Source organism: Psychrobacter sp. 1044, assembly GCF_904846525.1.
In the GTDB taxonomy this organism is placed as follows: Bacteria; Pseudomonadota; Gammaproteobacteria; order Pseudomonadales; family Moraxellaceae; genus Psychrobacter.
Genome location: NZ_CAJHAZ010000007.1, coordinates 147289 through 163679 on the forward strand (window position 1 = coordinate 147289; position 16391 = coordinate 163679).

Below are 16391 nucleotides of genomic sequence, written 5' to 3' on the forward strand. Positions count from 1 at the left end.
GTATGGTCAAACTCATTTTATTGGGCTTATTATCGGGGGCATTTTTTAGCTCGACGTTTGTCTTAAACGAAGTTATGAGTGCTGCTGGTGGGCATTGGTTTTGGTCAGCTAGCCTTCGCTATGCATTTATGTGGCTAATACTCACGGCTATTATAATTATGCAGCATGGTTTTGGGCGTATTACAGAGCTGATGACTATATTCCGTCAACATTGGGGCTTTTGGTGTATTACGGGCAGTATTGGTTTTGGAATTTTTTATACAGGAATATGCTACGCGGCTGATCATGTCGCAGGCTGGGTAGTCGCTGCGACCTTTATGTTTACCGTGGTCGCAAGTCTACTCGTTTTGCTAGCATTCGGACAACGTTTTGATAAAAAATTCATTGCATATGCGTTATTAGTATTTGCTGGTGTGGTACTGGTCAATATCAGTGAAGGACTGCATGCCGCTTCTTTGCTAGATGCTGATGCAGTGCCTATGAAAGATATGCTGCTTTATGGTGCCGTGCCTGCCCTAATAGCCGCCTTTAGCTATCCCATTGGTAACCAGTTGGTTTGGCAGGTATCTTACAATGCGCGCAAGCGTAGTGCCGAGCCTACCAGCACTCAAAAAAGTGATATTCAAGCCAACGAGATTAGTAAAAAAACAACCTCACTTATTACAGAAGCACCTGCGTTGTCAGCTGATATGACTTATACGGCGGACGCGGTCGATTCCTTAAACCTTAACCACTCTGCTCAAACCTTACCGAGCTCTTTGCTGCAAACTTTAATCGCACGTATACCTGCTATCAAAACCACCCTCCTACAAAATGCCTTTAACAAAGTATGGTTAATGACCTTGGGCAGTCTGCCATTTTGGTTGGTTTTGGGTCTTGTCGTTCATCCGGATTTGCCTGATACTAAGCAGGTATTCAATACCTTACTTGTGGCTCTATTGGCAGGCGTGGCGGCAACCAGTATCTTTTTATATGCCCGTGAAAAAGCGGAAACTTCAAGCGAAGTGGCTGGGGTTGATGCCACTCAGGCAAGTGAAGTGATATTTGCCTTAATTGGCGGTATGCTATTACTCAATAATACTTTGCCATCAGCGATGGGCTTAATAGGTATTGCTCTGATTATCATTGGGCTTATTTTATTTGCCAAAGATGGCTAAACTACTACCTAAAATTAGGTTAACTCTATTTAAATTATTGATATAAACAACTTCAAAACCAGCCCAGCCAATCTATTTTGATGGCCATTATATTGGTAATATAATCATGGTTAATGATTTAATTTTTCCTGATATTTTATTATATTTATTAGATATGGTTGGTGTGATTGCTTGTGCGATCGCAGGTACACTGCTGGCACAGCACAAAGGCTTTGATATTGCTGGCTGTATCTTGGTTGCGATGGTCAATGCTATCGGCGGCGGTACACTACGTGATATGGCGCTAGACCGTCATCCGCTCTTTTGGATGACTGACCTCAATTATGTGATCGTCATTACAGTCACATCGCTTATTTTACAAATATTCTTTCATCTGTATCATAAGATTGATAAGGCATTGAAGCTGTTCGATGCCATTGGGTTAGCGGCTTTTAGCGTGATTGGTTTTAAGATAGCATTGACACAAGATATGTCAGCTATTATCGCTATTATGATGGGGGTTTGGACGGCTATTATTGGTGGTCTGCTACGCGATATCATCTGTAATGAGATACCACTGTTACTTCAACGCGAGATTTATATCTCTGCTAGTATTGTAGGTTCGATCACTTATCTGCTGCTTGATCGTTTGGGTGTAAATGCTGGATTGAATGAATTTATTATGCTGGGCGTTATCTTTGCTGTACGGATGCTAGCATTGCGTTTTGATTGGCACCTGCCTTCTATACGTTTAGTGAAATAAGACTGATATATATACGGTATAAACACTAGGGCGTGTCCTCAATTCTATCGTTTACTTTCTAAATGGGCTGAAAATAGCTAAATTTTGCCAAACATCGTCAAATAGCTTCTTAATATCTCGATATTATTTGCGCTACTTTCCTTGTTTGACGGCAATTTATCTCATTTTTATCACCATTTTTAAAATGAGGACACGCCATAACTCTACTGCATTGGCTTATAATAATCAGACAATCATAATACAAACTTAGTGAGACTTGCTCATGCTGGCTATCGGATTGAACCCTTCAGCACTAATCACTACGTTTGACCCACGCTCTCTCATTTACCTTTTTGATATGATTGGTATTATCGCTTGTAGTATTTCAGGCACGATACTGGCAAAACACAAAAATTTCGATGTTTTTGGTTGTTTACTGGTGTCTATTGTCACCGCTATAGGTGGCGGCACTGTGCGTGATGTCATTTTAGATCGCCATCCACTATTTTGGATGGTGGATATGAGCTACCTGACTGTTATCACCCTCTCTTCATTAGTGATGCAAATATTCTTTCATCCCAACTCTAAACGCGTTAATAAGTTCCTCAAACTCTCAGATACTATTGGACTGTCAGTTTTTACCTTAATCGGTATCAAGGTTGCCGATAGTATGGGTGCAAATGTGCCCGTGGCGTTATTACTTGGGGTGATCACCATTATTGTCGGCGGTATCATCCGCGATATGATCTGCAATGAGATTCCGCTGGTGTTGCAGCAAGAGATTTATATTTCGGCAGCTTTGGCTGGCGGCATCCTCTATTTTGCACTACACAATCTGGGTGTGACAGCTTGGATTGCTGACATCGCTACTATGAGTACGATTTTTACCTTACGCATGCTCGCCATTCGTTATGACTGGCAGTTTCCAACCATCGAATGGAAATACTAAAAAAGCGTCAACCTTAAACAAAGTCGACGCTATATTTGCTACTGGTTGAGTATCTTATAATAAGATAATGCCATCATTCCTTTATGACTGCTAAATCCCTTACCATCAACTGTAGACTTTGTTTGCCGTTCCACTCGTTGATGTCTAGCTGAAATAATACATGCACTTTTTCTGCACGATAATCCCATATCTCGCTATCAAAGTTAAAATAAATTGCTTCAATCGGATATTGCACATCAGGGTAACGCAGCGAAAGCTTAAGGTGCTTGTCTTTTAATATCTTAAAGCTTAACACTTCAAAGACCCCGTCAAATATTGGCGGTGCAAATCCATGACCCCAAATACTGGCATCAGCTAAGTGTTCAGCAAACCACAAGCTAAAGTCACTCGCCTGCAACGCGCCATCAGTGAATTTTTGCTCAGCAAACACTTCATTATCCATCTGTGCCATGACGTCATTAAAAGCCATAACAAACCCATCAAAGTTACGGCGTTTGATCGTTAAGCCTGCTGCCATCGCATGACCACCAAAATGACTGATTAAATCAGGATGGCGCTCGGCAACCTGCTCAATCGCATCACGAATGTGCACGCCAGCGATAGAACGCGCCGAGCCTTTGATAGGGTCATCGTCACCGGTACGCTTTGTGTCCGCGGGCGCAAAGACGATACTTGGCAAATAATGACTTTCTTTTAACCGTCCAGCGACGATGCCGATGACGCCTTGATGCCAATCATCTTGGTATAAAACGATACTGCGTTTATGATTATTATTCGTCTTTTTCTCAGATCTATTTTGAACAATGATATCGCCGCTTTCACGGTTATCCGCCGTAGCCTCATCGTCCATGTCTGTATCCGCAGCGGCTAATGTCTGTACGATGCTATCCGCTTGCGCGCGCATCTCGCCTTCTACCTGCCGACGCGTCCGGTTTAACTGCTCAAGCTCTTGCGCCAAACGCTGCGCCGTACTCCAGTCCTCGGTCAACAAACACTCAATACCGATGCGCATATTGTCCATACGACCAGCGGCATTGATACGAGGTCCTAAGACAAACCCAAAATCTTGTGCCTGCAACTGCTTAGGATCTCGCCCTGCTTGTTCAAGGAGTGCCAAGATACCGAGCGAGCAGCGCCCTTGGCGGATAGCCGCCAGTCCATGATGCACTAAAATGCGATTGTTTTTATCAAGCACCCCAACGTCAGCAATCGTCCCTAATGCCACCAAATCCAAATATTGACTCACTTGCACGGTAGATTTACCAGCTTCGCGGCGCAGCTTGGCCAAGCGTCCCAGCACATAAAATGCCACACCCACCCCTACGAGCGCTTTACTGCTAAAGTGACAATCGAGCTGATTGGGATTAACCACAGCCTCCGCAGGCGGTGTTTCTTTAGTCGTCAAATGATGATCAGTAATAATCACGGTGATGCCATCGGCTTGCGCACGTGCCACGCCTTCATGGCTTGAGATACCGTTATCGACGGTCACTATCACCTCAGGATGATACTTCTCAATACCCAATTCAACAATTTCTGGTGTCAAACCATAGCCGTACTTAAAACGGTCGGGCACTAAAAAGTCAACGACTGCGCCCATTTTTGTGAGCGCACGCATCATTAATGCGGTACTGGTCGCACCATCACAGTCAAAATCACCCACGATAAGGATGCGCTGACCGTCATCGATGCCGACGTCTAATAGACGCACTGCTTCGGTGACACCATGCAGCATTTCGGCTGGCAATAGCGCAGAGAGTTGCGTCTCTAGCTCATCAGGCTGAGTAATACCGCGACCTGCATACAGGCGGGCAAGCGTCAATGATTGGGCGGCAAGTGGTTGCAGCGCGGCGGGCAACTCGTCGATACGAGTGCTGGTATAACGGGGGGTTAAATTTAGCATGTGCATATTCTACTGGCTTTAGCAGAGGGTCACAATGACAATTTTTGGCGGCTTGGTTTATCGTTTTTTGTTGCAGTACATTGTGATAAGCCATATTTGAATACTAGCATGGAGCAAATAATTCATACTCTGTGCATATAATATACATAATATTTCATTTACAAAAACGGTGCATAGCGACTGCATTTTTCTGCATTTTGCTACAAAGCAATGATTGTATGCCGCTCAGAAATCCATAAAATGGTAAACAACTGAGATACTTGCTATCTATTGAGATTTTTTATTTGATTTTTTATTTTAACCATTTATAAGGATGCTTTATGAAAACTACACCACTGGCTGAAAAACTACCAAATACCATTGACCCTAGCTTGGATCTCGAACAAGTAAAAAAGGAATGTCAAAAGTTGGTCAAAAAACGTGCCAAATATTCTGCTGGTGTTGCCATCGTTCCTGTGCCATTTTTTGATGTCGCAGTAGACGCTGGTATGCTTACTCAACTATTACCTGACATTAGCGAACGATTTGGCTTACTTGAAGACCGTAAGGCGGCAGTTGATTTAGAATCACGAGCCATTCATTGGGGCGCATTAAAAGATCGTACTGTCGATTTTGCAGGGTTGATGGCGACACGTGGTATTGTTAAAAAGACAGTACAAGGCTTTGGTGGTCGTATTGCTGCCAAGCAAGTAACGAAATTTATCCCACTAGGGGGTCAAATGGTTGCTGCTACAATGGGCTACATGATTTTCAAAAAAATCGCCAATGACCACATCAATGAGTGCTACAAGCTCGCAAAAGACATTCAGCAAAAGCAACACGGTAAAAATGTCTAAAACAGTTAAAAAACCGACATTAACTTTATAAAATAAAACCAGCTAAGAGCCATTGCCTTAGCTGGTTTTTTAGTGCTGAGCTACATATATATGGGTTTAATTTTTCAATTTAATAACAGCCTTTTTCATAATACATCTCTAACGCAGAATACTCTATGTCACTAATTATAATAATGTTATCTGCATAAGGACGATACTTTCTAACTATTATTTTTGCCGCTGGTTTGTTCTTTATGAGAATTAAGCCATCTTTGAGCCGAACATCGTTATCAAAACTAAATCCATCTCCCATGACTTTTGATGTAGAGCCTTTCCAATGACACTGCTGTACGTGATAATCAGACATCACATATACACTTCTTATAAAAAAAAGGCTGAGTATCAAAGCAATTAAAAGACAGGGTATTGATAGATTTTTATTCATTGCATCTCTAATTGAATTTAGGAAACCTATTTTGATGAAATAAATATTCCTGTCCATGTATGTTTCATGATATCTCGATGCATAGCATTAACAGTGGAAAATGGCAAAAATCACCACCAAATATAGCAATACTTCATGAATATTTCACCTCTCTCGGTTAATGAACTCGTTAAAGTAAGATAAATTTTATTCATGGATTCTTGTATGCTGCACTTTAGCGTAGATAGTTATGAGCTCACGTCAACACTGATATTGCTATTGGGTTGCATCATTCTTTTCATCGCCAGTATTTCGGCGGCATTTAATGACCGTTTTGATGATTGTTCGTGGGAACACCTCACCACTTGGTTATTTATCGTCGGTGGTTTATTGATGATTGTCGGCTATATTGGTTATAAAGCCTATGCATATTATCACCCCTATGCGTGGCTGGATTAATAACGTCAAGCTTTGATAAAAAAAAGCTTTATTCAATACTAATAATAGTTGGTGGTGTTATTGATAAGTTTTGCTGATAATATACGACCTGCTTGGAAAAAATACATGTCAACTAGCAAACATCAACTCGTATCAAATGCCAGTTTTTATTAAGCATAAACCTTAAAACCTATAAAAATCTTAAAGGATCAGACCCATGAAAAAAATCTTAATATCAACGGCTATGCTCGCTACCCTTGCTCTATCTGGATGCACAACGACTGATGGCATGAATAATAATGCAGGTACTGCTATCGGTACTGCCAATGAGATTGGTATGAATGTCTTTAAATCAGCGATTGATAACCAATGCCGCAGTCAGATTGAAAAGCAAACTGCTTGGCGTGTGGCTAGCGTGGCTATGACCGACACACAACAAGAAGCTGTAAAAAGTAATGTTTGTGGCTGTGTCAGTGAGCAAGCGCCGCAGCAAGTGACACTCGTTGAATTGGGCAATGCTGCTATAGATTCGCAATATCGCACACAGTTGGTCACGAAAGTCGTCGCAAAATCTTTACAAAGTTGCTATACCAGCTTTATGAAATAAAATATGATATATCTACTGATGTACAGTAGATATAGTTGTACAACATTCAAGTTTTAAGACATTAAAATAAAACCATAAAAAGGGTGCGTTATAAATAACGCACCCTTTTTATCGCTAAGTCTTTGTACCATCCACTTATCTTATTAACTTAGCTTAGAACTTGTTTTTGTCAACTGGATTCTGTGACAAAGCTGCTGTAAAAGGCAGTATTTTACTGCGGCTAAAATACTTAGAAGAGCCATCGATAATCTTGTCTACTTCTTTGATCAAATCATTAATAACGTCATCATAAACACCATGATATAGTTCAGTTTCGAATGCCGTAAAGGGATGCTTACGTGATGCCGAGCCGACCTCTGTCACGCCTTGCTTACTATAAAAAATATCGACTCGTCCATCACTGTTGAGTACACAGTTCAATACTCCGCCCTCCAGCTCCATCTCTACTCGCTCAGGCATAAAAATATAATCATCTACATTGATGAGTTTTTTTTCTACTTCTCTCTTAAAAAATGATTTGATATCAAACATGGATATATCCCTGACCTTAAAATTATAATATACGTTAGCACGCCTGATTTTACAGCCACTGTCCAGCATGTAATCTGCTGCTTGTTCGTTCGTGCTTTATGAATCAATACTATAAGATGACGTGATATTTTTTAAGACAGGATATGTAAAACTGCGTTTGATGTTGGTAAAAATAGAATGTTAGCTGTGGCTTCTTTATCCTATTGCAATAAACAAAGGAAATGGCAAACTAGGCAACTCCCCTTTTCTAATGATGAAACTACTCTATCTGGCTTAATCACACCCAGCCTTTCTCACGAAACGATTTCAACACCTCAACAAACACTGCCATCTCATCAGGTCTGCCAAGCGTCAAACGATTAAAGCCAGTGATAGGCGCAAACTCGCGACCGACAGCGATGCCATGGTCGCACATTCTATCGATATAGGTTTGTACATCGCCTTTGATTTCGTGAAATATAAAGCTGGCTTGTGATGGTAAGTAGCGTAGTCCAAGCTCATCCAATGTCTGCTCAACCAGCTGACGCGATTGATTGGCAGTATGCAAACTCAACGCCAAAAACGCCTCATCATCCAAAGTTGCTATCGCAGCGACAGCACCAGACAGATTGGTATTATCTACTGAGATAAACGCCTCTAGCTCAGTGATCATTTGCGGACTGGCAACTGCATAGCCGACACGCATACCCGCTAGCGCACACAGTTTGGAGAAAGTCCGAACCACGATAATATTGTCTGAGCGCTGCTCTCTTATCCACGCAATCCCACTCTCAAAACTTGGGTCAGTGACATATTCTGAGTAGGCTTCATCTAGCAAGAAATAATGATGGTCTGGTGCCGTTCCTACCCACGCTTTTAACTCATCTGTATCAGTAATCGTCGCTGTTGGATTATTAGGATTGCAGAGATAAAACAAGCTTATACCATCAAAATCATCAGCCACTTTTTGCATATTTTGTAAATCAAAAGAATAGCTTTCAGGCATCAGTGCTACTTTTACCACGGGCACATTGATAGAGGTTGCATATAGTTCCGCATAAGCAAAGGTTGGGTGCGGCACAATTACTTGAAAATTTCTGCCTTCTCTTAACGCTTTGTTTTGCAGCATTTGTACGACGGTGCGGATATTCTCACTGGAGCCGCTACCTAGAGATATTTGACTTTCAGTCACGTCATTAATTTTCGCAACTTTAGTGATTAAGGCTGCACGCTGGTTATCTGGATAACGAAAGCCGATGTCTAAAGCATCGATAACCACTTTTTTGGCAGAGTTTGCCATGCCCAATGAGTTTTCGTTAGAGTTTAATTCTATTAATGGATTGGTAAGCACAATAGTAATACGCCTAATTGATACCCATACCAAATACGCGATGAACAATGTCAAACGCGCTCAGCCAGCGGACGTAGCACTTGCGCTCGTCTTTTTTGCTACTCTGCTTATTTAGTAGGGTTTATATATGGATGGTGAGATGCATTCGGATAATAATGGTTATGGTAAGGGGCATTTACCCTGATTACAAGCGCTCTGAGCGATGAAACTCGTTAGCAGCTGTTATGAGTAAGATGCTCACTTATTGATAGTGTCCGTTAAATAAAAAAGAGCCACCCTATAGGCAACTCACTTTGTAAAACTCTTAGCATTTTTGCTAATACTAGGCCGTGTCCTCATTTTAAAAATGGTGATAAACATGAGATAAATTGCCGTCAAACAAGGAAAGTAGCGCAAATAATATCGAGATATTAAGAAACTATTTGACGATGTTTGGCAAAATTTAGCCATTTTTAGCCCATTTAGCAAGTAATCGATTGAATTGAGGACACGCGCTAGTCTTGCTAGTTTATCGATATTTCAAATTAGCAATTTTTTAATGCACTACTTAGACCCAGCCTTTTTCACGGAACAGCTTTAATACTTTAATAAATGCTGCCATCTCGTCAGGTGTGCCAAGTGTTAGACGGTTGAAACCTGTAACAGGTGGAAACTCGCGACCAACCTTGATGCCATGGTCGCGCATTCTATCGATATAAGTTTTTAAATCACCTTTTATCTCATGAAAAATAAAATTGGTCTGTGAAGGTAAATAACGCAATCCAAGGTCATCTAATACTGTCTCAATCATCTGGCGCGACTGATTGGTATTGCGCAAACTTAGCGCTAAAAACTTGGCATCATTTAACGTCGCAATAGCAGCAACCGCACCTGACAAGTTGGTGTTGTCCATAGACATAAACGCTTCGACACTCTCAATAGCTTGCGGGTTAGAAACCGCGTAGCCCACTCGCATACCTGCTAAGGCACATAACTTTGAGAAAGTATGGATAACGATCAGGTTGTCTGATAACCCTTGTTTTACCCACTCAATACCGCTCTCAAAGCTTGGATATGACACATACTCCAAGTAAGCTTGATCCAATAAAAAGTAATGGCTATCTGGTGCATTACTTATCCAAGTTTTAAGCTTTGACGTTGATGTAATGATGCCAGTTGGGTTATTTGGATTACAAATATAAAGTAGGCTGATGCCATCAAAATCGTCAGCGGCCCTTTGTAGTTCATCAAAATCATAATCATAGTTTTCAGCGGTTAGTGGTATCTTGACCACAGGCACGCCAATGGAATTTGCATACATCTCTGCACAATCAAACGTTGGCACAGGAATCACCATTTGAAACTGTCTACCCTCTTTTAATGCTTTATTTTGCAACATTTGTAAGGTCGCTCGAATATTTTCAGTCGAGCCATTGCCTAAGGAGATTTGGTTTTCTGCCACACCATGGATGGTGGCAATTTTGCTAATGAGCGCCGCGCGTGGATTATCTGGATAACGAAAGCCCTCACCTAAAGATTCTATAATGGCTTGTTTAGCAGAATCTGCCATCCCTAGTGAGTTTTCATTCGCATTTAATTCTAAGAATTTATTATTTTGCATGATGGATTATGTGCCTCAACGTCCGTTGTTATAAGTTCATATTGCTCATTGATATCATATTAAGGGGCATTTGGTATAAACACAAGTTTTGATACAACCAATTATTAGTTATTAATAATCTCGAACAAAAGCGAGGCTATCTTGGTCATAAGAAGACCATAAAAAAGGTGAGCTGCGCCATTAGCAACTCACCTTTTTGTTATATACAAACTGATATTAACGGCAGTTCAAATAACCTCTTAGATCAAATGCGCCTTTAACTCTAGCACTTTATCACGCGTTTTCGCTGCATCCTCAAATTTCAAGTCACGCGACATCTGCTTCATAAGCTTTTCAAGACGATTGATTTCTTTCGCCAGCAAATCAGGACTGCGTAAGATGCTAATATCGACATCAGGCAGATTGCTCTTGATTGGAATCACTTGATTGTCATTGGCATTCTGATCGTCACCTGTATCGATTTTATCCGTGATACTGCGACGCGCGCCTTTTGGGGTGATGTTATGCTCAAGGTTAAATGCCACTTGTTTTTCACGGCGACGATCGGTCTCGTCTATCGCCTTTTGCATACTATTAGTGATGCGATCGGCATACAGAATAGCTTTACCATTGATATGACGTGCAGCGCGCCCAATGGTCTGAATAAGTGCGCGCTCAGACCGCAAGAAACCTTCTTTATCAGCATCAAATATTGCGACCAATGACACTTCTGGCATATCTAACCCTTCACGCAATAGATTAATGCCGACCAACACATCATGCACGCCAGTCCGCAGTTCATGAATGATTTGCATACGCTCAACGGTATCGATGTCCGAATGCAGATAAGCAACTTTGACATCGTATTCTTTTAGATAACTGGTCAAATCCTCGGACATACGCTTGGTCAACGTCGTAATCAAAACCCGCTCGTCCTTTTCACGACGTTTGGTAATTTCCGACAGCACATCATCGACCTGCGTTAATACTGGACGAATCTCAATCTCTGGATCAATCAGCCCCGTTGGGCGCACGACTTGCTCAACGACTTGCTCGCTGTGCTCAAGCTCATACAATGCTGGTGTGGCACTCACATAAATGGTCTTAGGCTTGATGCGCTCCCACTCTTCAAACTTCATCGGGCGATTATTCATGGCACTTGGCAGACGAAAGCCGTAATTGACCAAGTTTTCTTTACGTGATCTGTCACCTTTATACATCGCGCCAATTTGCGATACGGTGACGTGCGACTCATCGAGGAACAGTAGCGCATCTTCTGGAATATAATCAAATAAGGTCGGTGGCGCTTCCCCTGACGGACGACCAGAGAGATGCTGCGAATAGTTTTCGATACCGTTACAGTAGCCAAGCTGTTGAATCATCTCAAGGTCATACTGGGTACGCTCTTTGAGACGCTGTGCTTCAATCAATTTATTATTATCGCGGAAATATTCTAGACGCGGCTCAAGCTCAGCACGAATGGTATGACTGGCCGCTTCTAACTTATTGCGCGGCGTCACATAGTGTGATTTTGGATAAATAGTAATACGCGGCACACTACGCACCGTCTTACCTGTTAAAGGATCAAACCACGTGATTTTTTCCACTTCATTGTCAAATAAATGCACGCGAACGGCTAATTGCTCAGACTCAGCAGGATAAATATCTAGCAGCTCGCCACGCAACCGATACGTACCGCGTCCAAAGTCCAGCTCATTGCGCGTATATTGCATCTCAACGAGACGCTTAATGGTAGCAGTGCGATCGATTTTGTCACCAACCACGACGTGCAGCAGCATTTTTAGATAACTTTCTGGATCACCCAAACCATAAATGCACGAGACCGAGGCGACGATAATTGCATCACGGCGCTCTAGGAGTGCTCGCGTCGCTGACAGGCGCATCTGATCGATATGATCATTAATAGCGCTGTCTTTTTCGATAAAGGTATCACTTGCCGCGACATAGGCTTCCGGCTGATAATAGTCATAATAGCTGACAAAGTACTCAACGGCATTGTTTGGAAAAAATGACTTAAACTCTCCATATAACTGCGCGGCAAGCGTTTTGTTATGTGCCATGATAATGGTTGGACGCTGTGTCTCAGAGATGACCTTTGCCATGGTATAGGTCTTACCCGAGCCCGTTACACCCAGTAGTAACTGCTCATCCATGCCAGAATTAATACCGTTGACGAGTTTTTTAATCGCTTGCGGTTGATCACCTGCTGGCTCAAATTCTGTGATCATCTCAAAAGCACGACTTGATATTTGCGTCCCAGACGCGTTGACACCACTAATTTCAGCTTCACCTTGGAGCTGAGTGGCCAATTGGTTTAACTGACGCGACGAGCGCGGTTCAGGCATTCGCATAATGGCTTTCTTCTTCTGAAGGTTTATAACAATGTGGGGTCTAAGCTAGGGTTTTTAAAGGTAATTAAGGGTTTTATGTTGTCATCTCCTCTTACAATACTAGCATCTAGACATAACGTCACGCGCCCTATTTATAACGAATAAATAGTACCTTCGTTATAAAAAACGCACACAGCATCCGCTAAATTTACAAAGCTTTTCATGATTAACAAACTCATTACACGACCACCTAATAAAGCCTAACGCTTGAGGCTTTCAATCTTCATTTAAGCTGCTATTATTTATAACGAATCAACAAGTAGTTCATTAGTAAGATACCAATAACAACAAATGAGATTTTCATTAAAATAATACACATAACGGAGTAGAACATGAGAGAACGTTACGCAAGTGGAATAGATGATGCAACCGCAAAGAAAATGATCGACTTATTGAATGCTAATCTAGCGAATCTCATTGATTTGAGTATGGACAGTAAGCAATGTCATTGGAATTTGCAAGGTACTGGCTTTATCGGTGTGCATCAGTTATTAGATGATACCTATGGTCGCTTGACTGAAGCTTATGATACGGTTGCTGAGCGTATTGTTATCCTTGGCGGTAAAGCCAATGGTATCTCTAAACGCGTCGTTGAGGACTCTATCCTCGAGACTTACCCTACTGATATTACTGAAGTCGATCAGCATGTTCGTGAGCTTACCAATCGTTATAAGACCATTGCGGCATCATTGCGTGAAGGGATTGATGCTGCCGGTGATGCGGGTGACGAAGATACCGCTGACCTATTAACGGAAATAAGCCGTACGGTCGATAAAGATGCATGGTTCATCGGTGCCAATGCACCAAAGAAATAATACCTTTATATCTAAATCAGTTAGACCAATAAAATAGGCATATCAATAAGACAGTCTATATCAGCAAAAAAGGTCACTTTTATAGTGACCTTTTTTGTGTGTACGAATTTATGTGTAATAATTTCATGTGTAATAACTTTAAGACTCGCGCTCAGAGACGGGCTTCAAAGTAGCTAAATTGTCAGTTATTAGCTGTCAGTTAAAAAACACCTTGGATTATTTGTTGCATCTGCGGTAAAAGCTCATCCAGTTGTGCTTCTGTCTCACTGGTATCGTCAGGCAAAGATTGCTTTAGAAATGCTGCTGTAATCTGTGGCTGTTTCGACAAGATACTTTGACCCATCACCGTATCATAAAAATCAATTTGAGCATCAACTTCCGCTTGCGTATAGTAAGTTTTTGCTGCGTTAATATATGCTTTCGTCAACGTCTGCTTGTTAGTGGTATCGCCTATACCATTGGTCATTATCTTGGCATATTGACCTAGCACTTTTTGAATCTGCTCTTGTAGCGCCTGTTGACGTTTATTTAAGTTACCATCACCTACTGACTCAGTACGATTTTGCGTTTGTACATTGATAGCATCGATAGCCGCTTGTTGCCCGTTAACGATAGATTCTATTTGCTCATCAATATGCATCACTTCCATCAGCTTAACGATAGACGTATCTGTTGGGGAGATATTATTATTCATAAAAGCGGTATTGTTAATAGAAGCGCTATTCGCACTTATTCTATTGATACTTACTGTCTGCTGTTGAGCAGGCTCACTATGAATTACCAGCTCAGCATATGCTTGACTCAGACTGGCTAATGCGCTAATAGTGACAACGGCCATACTTAATGGGCGAACCATGATTGAACGCCCAACAGGGCTCTCTATAGCAGACTGAAGACTTAGTTTCATATTAGTTTCTCTTTATCAGGCATCTTGATTATAACTATCGGGTAAGCTCAAAGTTTTAGCATTGGGTACAGATAATGTCAGGATAGCTTCCTGAAATAAAGGATTGGCACGGAACTGACTTTCAATAATTTCGAATTTTTGGGCAATCTCTTTTTCTTTTTGATTACCAGCAATATCGACTGCTGCCACCATAAATATCTTTTTGGGTCCCACCCACTCCAAATGTAAGTACGACACACTATCGATATCTGGATGATTGAGTAATTCGCTCAATGCATAACCATGTATCCTCTCTGATACTTTATAACCGACCAAAAAGTCACGGTTACGGCTAATTAAAAAAATGGCTACCGCACCCAATAATATTCCGACAATGATAGAGCCGAGCGCATCCCAAAACGGCTGTCCCGTGTAAGCATGCATACCCATGGCAGCAGCAGCGACAACCAAGCCAATGACAGCTGCCAAGTCTTCAAAGAATACACCACGTAAAGTTGGGTTTGACGTATCGACCACATAGCCAATGGCGCTGACATTTATCGCTTCACCATGCTTCTTGCTTTGTAAGTAAGCTTGTCCTAATGAAAACCCTTCGAGCACAAACGCAATCGCCAATACAATAAAGCCGATGGTATAGTTGGTCTCGCTTTCCGCAGCATTCCACTCGGTGATACCGGTATAAATGGAGACAATCGAACCTGCCATAAAGACACCAAAAGCGGCTATCATCGACCAGACATAAGCTTCTTTGCCATAGCCGAGCGGATGGCTCTCATCAGCAGGTTTGATCGCCTTTTTCTCGGCGACAATTAATAAAGTACCGTTACCTGCATCTGCCCACGAATGCGCTGACTCTGCGATCATAGAAGCAGAACCCGTCATAAATGCTGCTACCGTTTTGGCAATCGCAATGATGAGATTGGCTCCAACGGCAATTAATACCGTTACCAATGAAGCGGAATGTTGCTGGTCTTGATTGGTTGCTGACTGAGCAGAATCGTCTAATACAGAATGAGAATTACCATCAGAAGTGGCGGCTGTAATGAGATTACCAGCGCCTCGAGCACGACTATTATGCGGCGCTGGCTGATGAGAAATAGGAGCGTGTGACTCGGCTTCCGATGGTTTTAAGCTCATAATAATCTCGATATAGGCTTTTTGAACGCAGATATGTATATATTTAACCAGATCAATAGACCGTATATTGAAAGCATTTTAACTGACTATACAGGGTCTATTCCTCTTAACGATCATGAAGATTAGCCAGCTCACCAACCATATCCCCGATATCACAACTGGGTCGATGTGAACTTTCCAGACGCAGGTTTTTACGCTCTAGTGCGGCATCAGCGCGGCATTGCTGCATGGGATTTTTGATATCAAGTGGCGGCGCAGGTGTGGGCTTGCCATTATCATCGATAGCGACCATCGTAAAATAGCAGCTGTTGGTATGGCGTACAGTGCGGGCTCGAACGTCTTCTGATTCGACACGAATGCCAATCTCCATCGAAGTATTCCCTACATAGTTGACACTTGCCGCAAAGGTAACCAATTCGCCAACATATATAGGCTCACGAAACATCACTTGGTCGACAGACAGCGTCACCACATAATTGCCGCTATAGCGACTGGCGCAAGCGTAAGCGACTTGATCTAGCATCTTAAGCAAATCACCACCATGCACATTGCCAATAAAATTCGCCATATCAGGCGTCATGAGTATCGACATATATAGCTCATGATTTAATGGGGCTTTTTTGGCAGTCGAGCTGGTATTGTATTGCGGCATAAAAATCCTTGAATG

The 16391-nt window shown here is 42.0% G+C and carries 16 protein-coding genes; 7 read left to right on the forward strand and 9 right to left on the reverse strand.

Features of this window, described 5'->3' with window-relative positions; translation table 11 throughout:
• Nucleotides 1-2: 2 nt before the first annotated feature.
• The 3 genes from JMX82_RS06610 (at nt 3) to JMX82_RS06620 (ending at nt 2827) form a co-directional block, all read left to right on the forward strand.
• Nucleotides 3-1157, forward strand: coding sequence for a multidrug resistance efflux transporter family protein (locus tag JMX82_RS06610; protein WP_201539949.1), 1155 nt, complete (start codon nt 3-5; stop codon nt 1155-1157).
• 106 nt (nt 1158-1263) lie between these two features.
• Nucleotides 1264-1899 carry a trimeric intracellular cation channel family protein gene (locus JMX82_RS06615; RefSeq protein ID WP_201539950.1) on the forward strand — a complete coding sequence of 212 codons (636 nt, stop codon included), beginning with the start codon at nt 1264-1266 and terminating at the stop codon, nt 1897-1899.
• Nucleotides 1900-2161: 262 nt separating this feature from the next.
• On the forward strand, nt 2162-2827 hold the full coding sequence (locus JMX82_RS06620; protein WP_201539951.1) for a trimeric intracellular cation channel family protein: 666 nt from the start codon (nt 2162-2164) through the stop codon (nt 2825-2827).
• 73 nt (nt 2828-2900) lie between these two features.
• On the opposite strand, the gene recJ is transcribed toward JMX82_RS06620, so the two are convergent.
• Nucleotides 2901-4730, reverse strand: a complete 1830-nt coding sequence (gene recJ / locus JMX82_RS06625) for a single-stranded-DNA-specific exonuclease RecJ (RefSeq protein WP_201539952.1) — start codon at nt 4728-4730, stop codon at nt 2901-2903.
• A 320-nt stretch (nt 4731-5050) separates the two neighbouring features.
• Between recJ and JMX82_RS06630 the strand changes: the two genes are divergently transcribed.
• Entirely contained in the window at nt 5051-5566 is a 516-nt protein-coding gene (locus JMX82_RS06630) for a hypothetical protein (protein ID WP_055123847.1), read from the forward strand.
• Nucleotides 5567-5675: 109 nt separating this feature from the next.
• Here the strand turns inward: JMX82_RS06630 and JMX82_RS06635 are convergent, their stop codons facing one another.
• Nucleotides 5676-5990, reverse strand: coding sequence for a hypothetical protein (locus JMX82_RS06635; protein ID WP_201539953.1), 315 nt, complete (start codon nt 5988-5990; stop codon nt 5676-5678).
• Nucleotides 5991-6194: 204 nt separating this feature from the next.
• Here JMX82_RS06635 and JMX82_RS06640 point away from each other — a divergent pair, with 204 nt between their 5' ends.
• The gene (locus JMX82_RS06640; RefSeq protein ID WP_045445299.1) at nt 6195-6428 is read left to right on the forward strand and encodes a hypothetical protein; all 234 of its coding nucleotides are present in this window, start codon (nt 6195-6197) and stop codon (nt 6426-6428) included.
• Between the two features lie 196 nt (nt 6429-6624).
• On the forward strand, nt 6625-7014 hold the full coding sequence (locus JMX82_RS06645) for a hypothetical protein (protein WP_201539954.1): 390 nt from the start codon (nt 6625-6627) through the stop codon (nt 7012-7014).
• A gap of 153 nt (nt 7015-7167) precedes the next feature.
• On the opposite strand, the gene JMX82_RS06650 is transcribed toward JMX82_RS06645, so the two are convergent.
• From JMX82_RS06650 to uvrB, 4 genes are all read right to left on the reverse strand, one after another.
• Nucleotides 7168-7545, reverse strand: a complete 378-nt coding sequence (locus JMX82_RS06650) for a hypothetical protein (RefSeq protein ID WP_055123844.1) — start codon at nt 7543-7545, stop codon at nt 7168-7170.
• Between the two features lie 277 nt (nt 7546-7822).
• Nucleotides 7823-8875, reverse strand: coding sequence for a pyridoxal phosphate-dependent aminotransferase (locus tag JMX82_RS06655; protein WP_227676416.1), 1053 nt, complete (start codon nt 8873-8875; stop codon nt 7823-7825).
• Nucleotides 8876-9422: 547 nt separating this feature from the next.
• The gene (locus JMX82_RS06660; protein ID WP_201539955.1) at nt 9423-10475 is read right to left on the reverse strand and encodes a pyridoxal phosphate-dependent aminotransferase; all 1053 of its coding nucleotides are present in this window, start codon (nt 10473-10475) and stop codon (nt 9423-9425) included.
• Nucleotides 10476-10714: 239 nt separating this feature from the next.
• Nucleotides 10715-12826: an excinuclease ABC subunit UvrB gene (gene uvrB, locus JMX82_RS06665; protein WP_201539956.1), complete on the reverse strand. Its 2112-nt coding sequence runs from the start codon at nt 12824-12826 to the stop codon at nt 10715-10717.
• A 371-nt stretch (nt 12827-13197) separates the two neighbouring features.
• Here uvrB and dps point away from each other — a divergent pair, with 371 nt between their 5' ends.
• On the forward strand, nt 13198-13680 hold the full coding sequence (dps, locus tag JMX82_RS06670; protein WP_045451268.1) for a DNA starvation/stationary phase protection protein Dps: 483 nt from the start codon (nt 13198-13200) through the stop codon (nt 13678-13680).
• A 199-nt stretch (nt 13681-13879) separates the two neighbouring features.
• On the opposite strand, the gene JMX82_RS06675 is transcribed toward dps, so the two are convergent.
• From JMX82_RS06675 to JMX82_RS06685, 3 genes are all read right to left on the reverse strand, one after another.
• Nucleotides 13880-14587: a DUF2059 domain-containing protein gene (locus JMX82_RS06675; protein WP_201539957.1), complete on the reverse strand. Its 708-nt coding sequence runs from the start codon at nt 14585-14587 to the stop codon at nt 13880-13882.
• Between the two features lie 15 nt (nt 14588-14602).
• Complete coding sequence (locus JMX82_RS06680; RefSeq protein WP_201539958.1) at nt 14603-15724, reverse strand: cation diffusion facilitator family transporter; 1122 nt, start codon at nt 15722-15724, stop codon at nt 14603-14605.
• 106 nt (nt 15725-15830) lie between these two features.
• Nucleotides 15831-16376 (reverse strand): acyl-CoA thioesterase, encoded by a 546-nt coding sequence (locus tag JMX82_RS06685; RefSeq protein WP_198330588.1) that lies wholly within the window; start codon nt 16374-16376, stop codon nt 15831-15833.
• Nucleotides 16377-16391: the final 15 nt, after the last annotated feature.

Bases quoted from the DNA above. Each gene is read 5' to 3' on its own strand.
- JMX82_RS06610 (WP_201539949.1), top strand. From the start codon at position 3: ATGGTCAAACTCATTTTATTGGGCTTATTATCGGGGGCATTTTTTAGC.
- JMX82_RS06615 (WP_201539950.1), top strand. From the start codon at position 1,264: ATGGTTAATGATTTAATTTTTCCTGATATTTTATTATATTTATTAGAT.
- JMX82_RS06620 (WP_201539951.1), top strand. From the start codon at position 2,162: ATGCTGGCTATCGGATTGAACCCTTCAGCACTAATCACTACGTTTGAC.
- recJ (WP_201539952.1), bottom strand. From the start codon at position 4,730: ATGCTAAATTTAACCCCCCGTTATACCAGCACTCGTATCGACGAGTTG.
- JMX82_RS06630 (WP_055123847.1), top strand. From the start codon at position 5,051: ATGAAAACTACACCACTGGCTGAAAAACTACCAAATACCATTGACCCT.
- JMX82_RS06635 (WP_201539953.1), bottom strand. From the start codon at position 5,990: ATGAATAAAAATCTATCAATACCCTGTCTTTTAATTGCTTTGATACTC.
- JMX82_RS06640 (WP_045445299.1), top strand. From the start codon at position 6,195: ATGCTGCACTTTAGCGTAGATAGTTATGAGCTCACGTCAACACTGATA.
- JMX82_RS06645 (WP_201539954.1), top strand. From the start codon at position 6,625: ATGAAAAAAATCTTAATATCAACGGCTATGCTCGCTACCCTTGCTCTA.
- JMX82_RS06650 (WP_055123844.1), bottom strand. From the start codon at position 7,545: ATGTTTGATATCAAATCATTTTTTAAGAGAGAAGTAGAAAAAAAACTC.
- JMX82_RS06660 (WP_201539955.1), bottom strand. From the start codon at position 10,475: ATGCAAAATAATAAATTCTTAGAATTAAATGCGAATGAAAACTCACTA.
- uvrB (WP_201539956.1), bottom strand. From the start codon at position 12,826: ATGCGAATGCCTGAACCGCGCTCGTCGCGTCAGTTAAACCAATTGGCC.
- dps (WP_045451268.1), top strand. From the start codon at position 13,198: ATGAGAGAACGTTACGCAAGTGGAATAGATGATGCAACCGCAAAGAAA.
- JMX82_RS06675 (WP_201539957.1), bottom strand. From the start codon at position 14,587: ATGAAACTAAGTCTTCAGTCTGCTATAGAGAGCCCTGTTGGGCGTTCA.
- JMX82_RS06680 (WP_201539958.1), bottom strand. From the start codon at position 15,724: ATGAGCTTAAAACCATCGGAAGCCGAGTCACACGCTCCTATTTCTCAT.
- JMX82_RS06685 (WP_198330588.1), bottom strand. From the start codon at position 16,376: ATGCCGCAATACAATACCAGCTCGACTGCCAAAAAAGCCCCATTAAAT.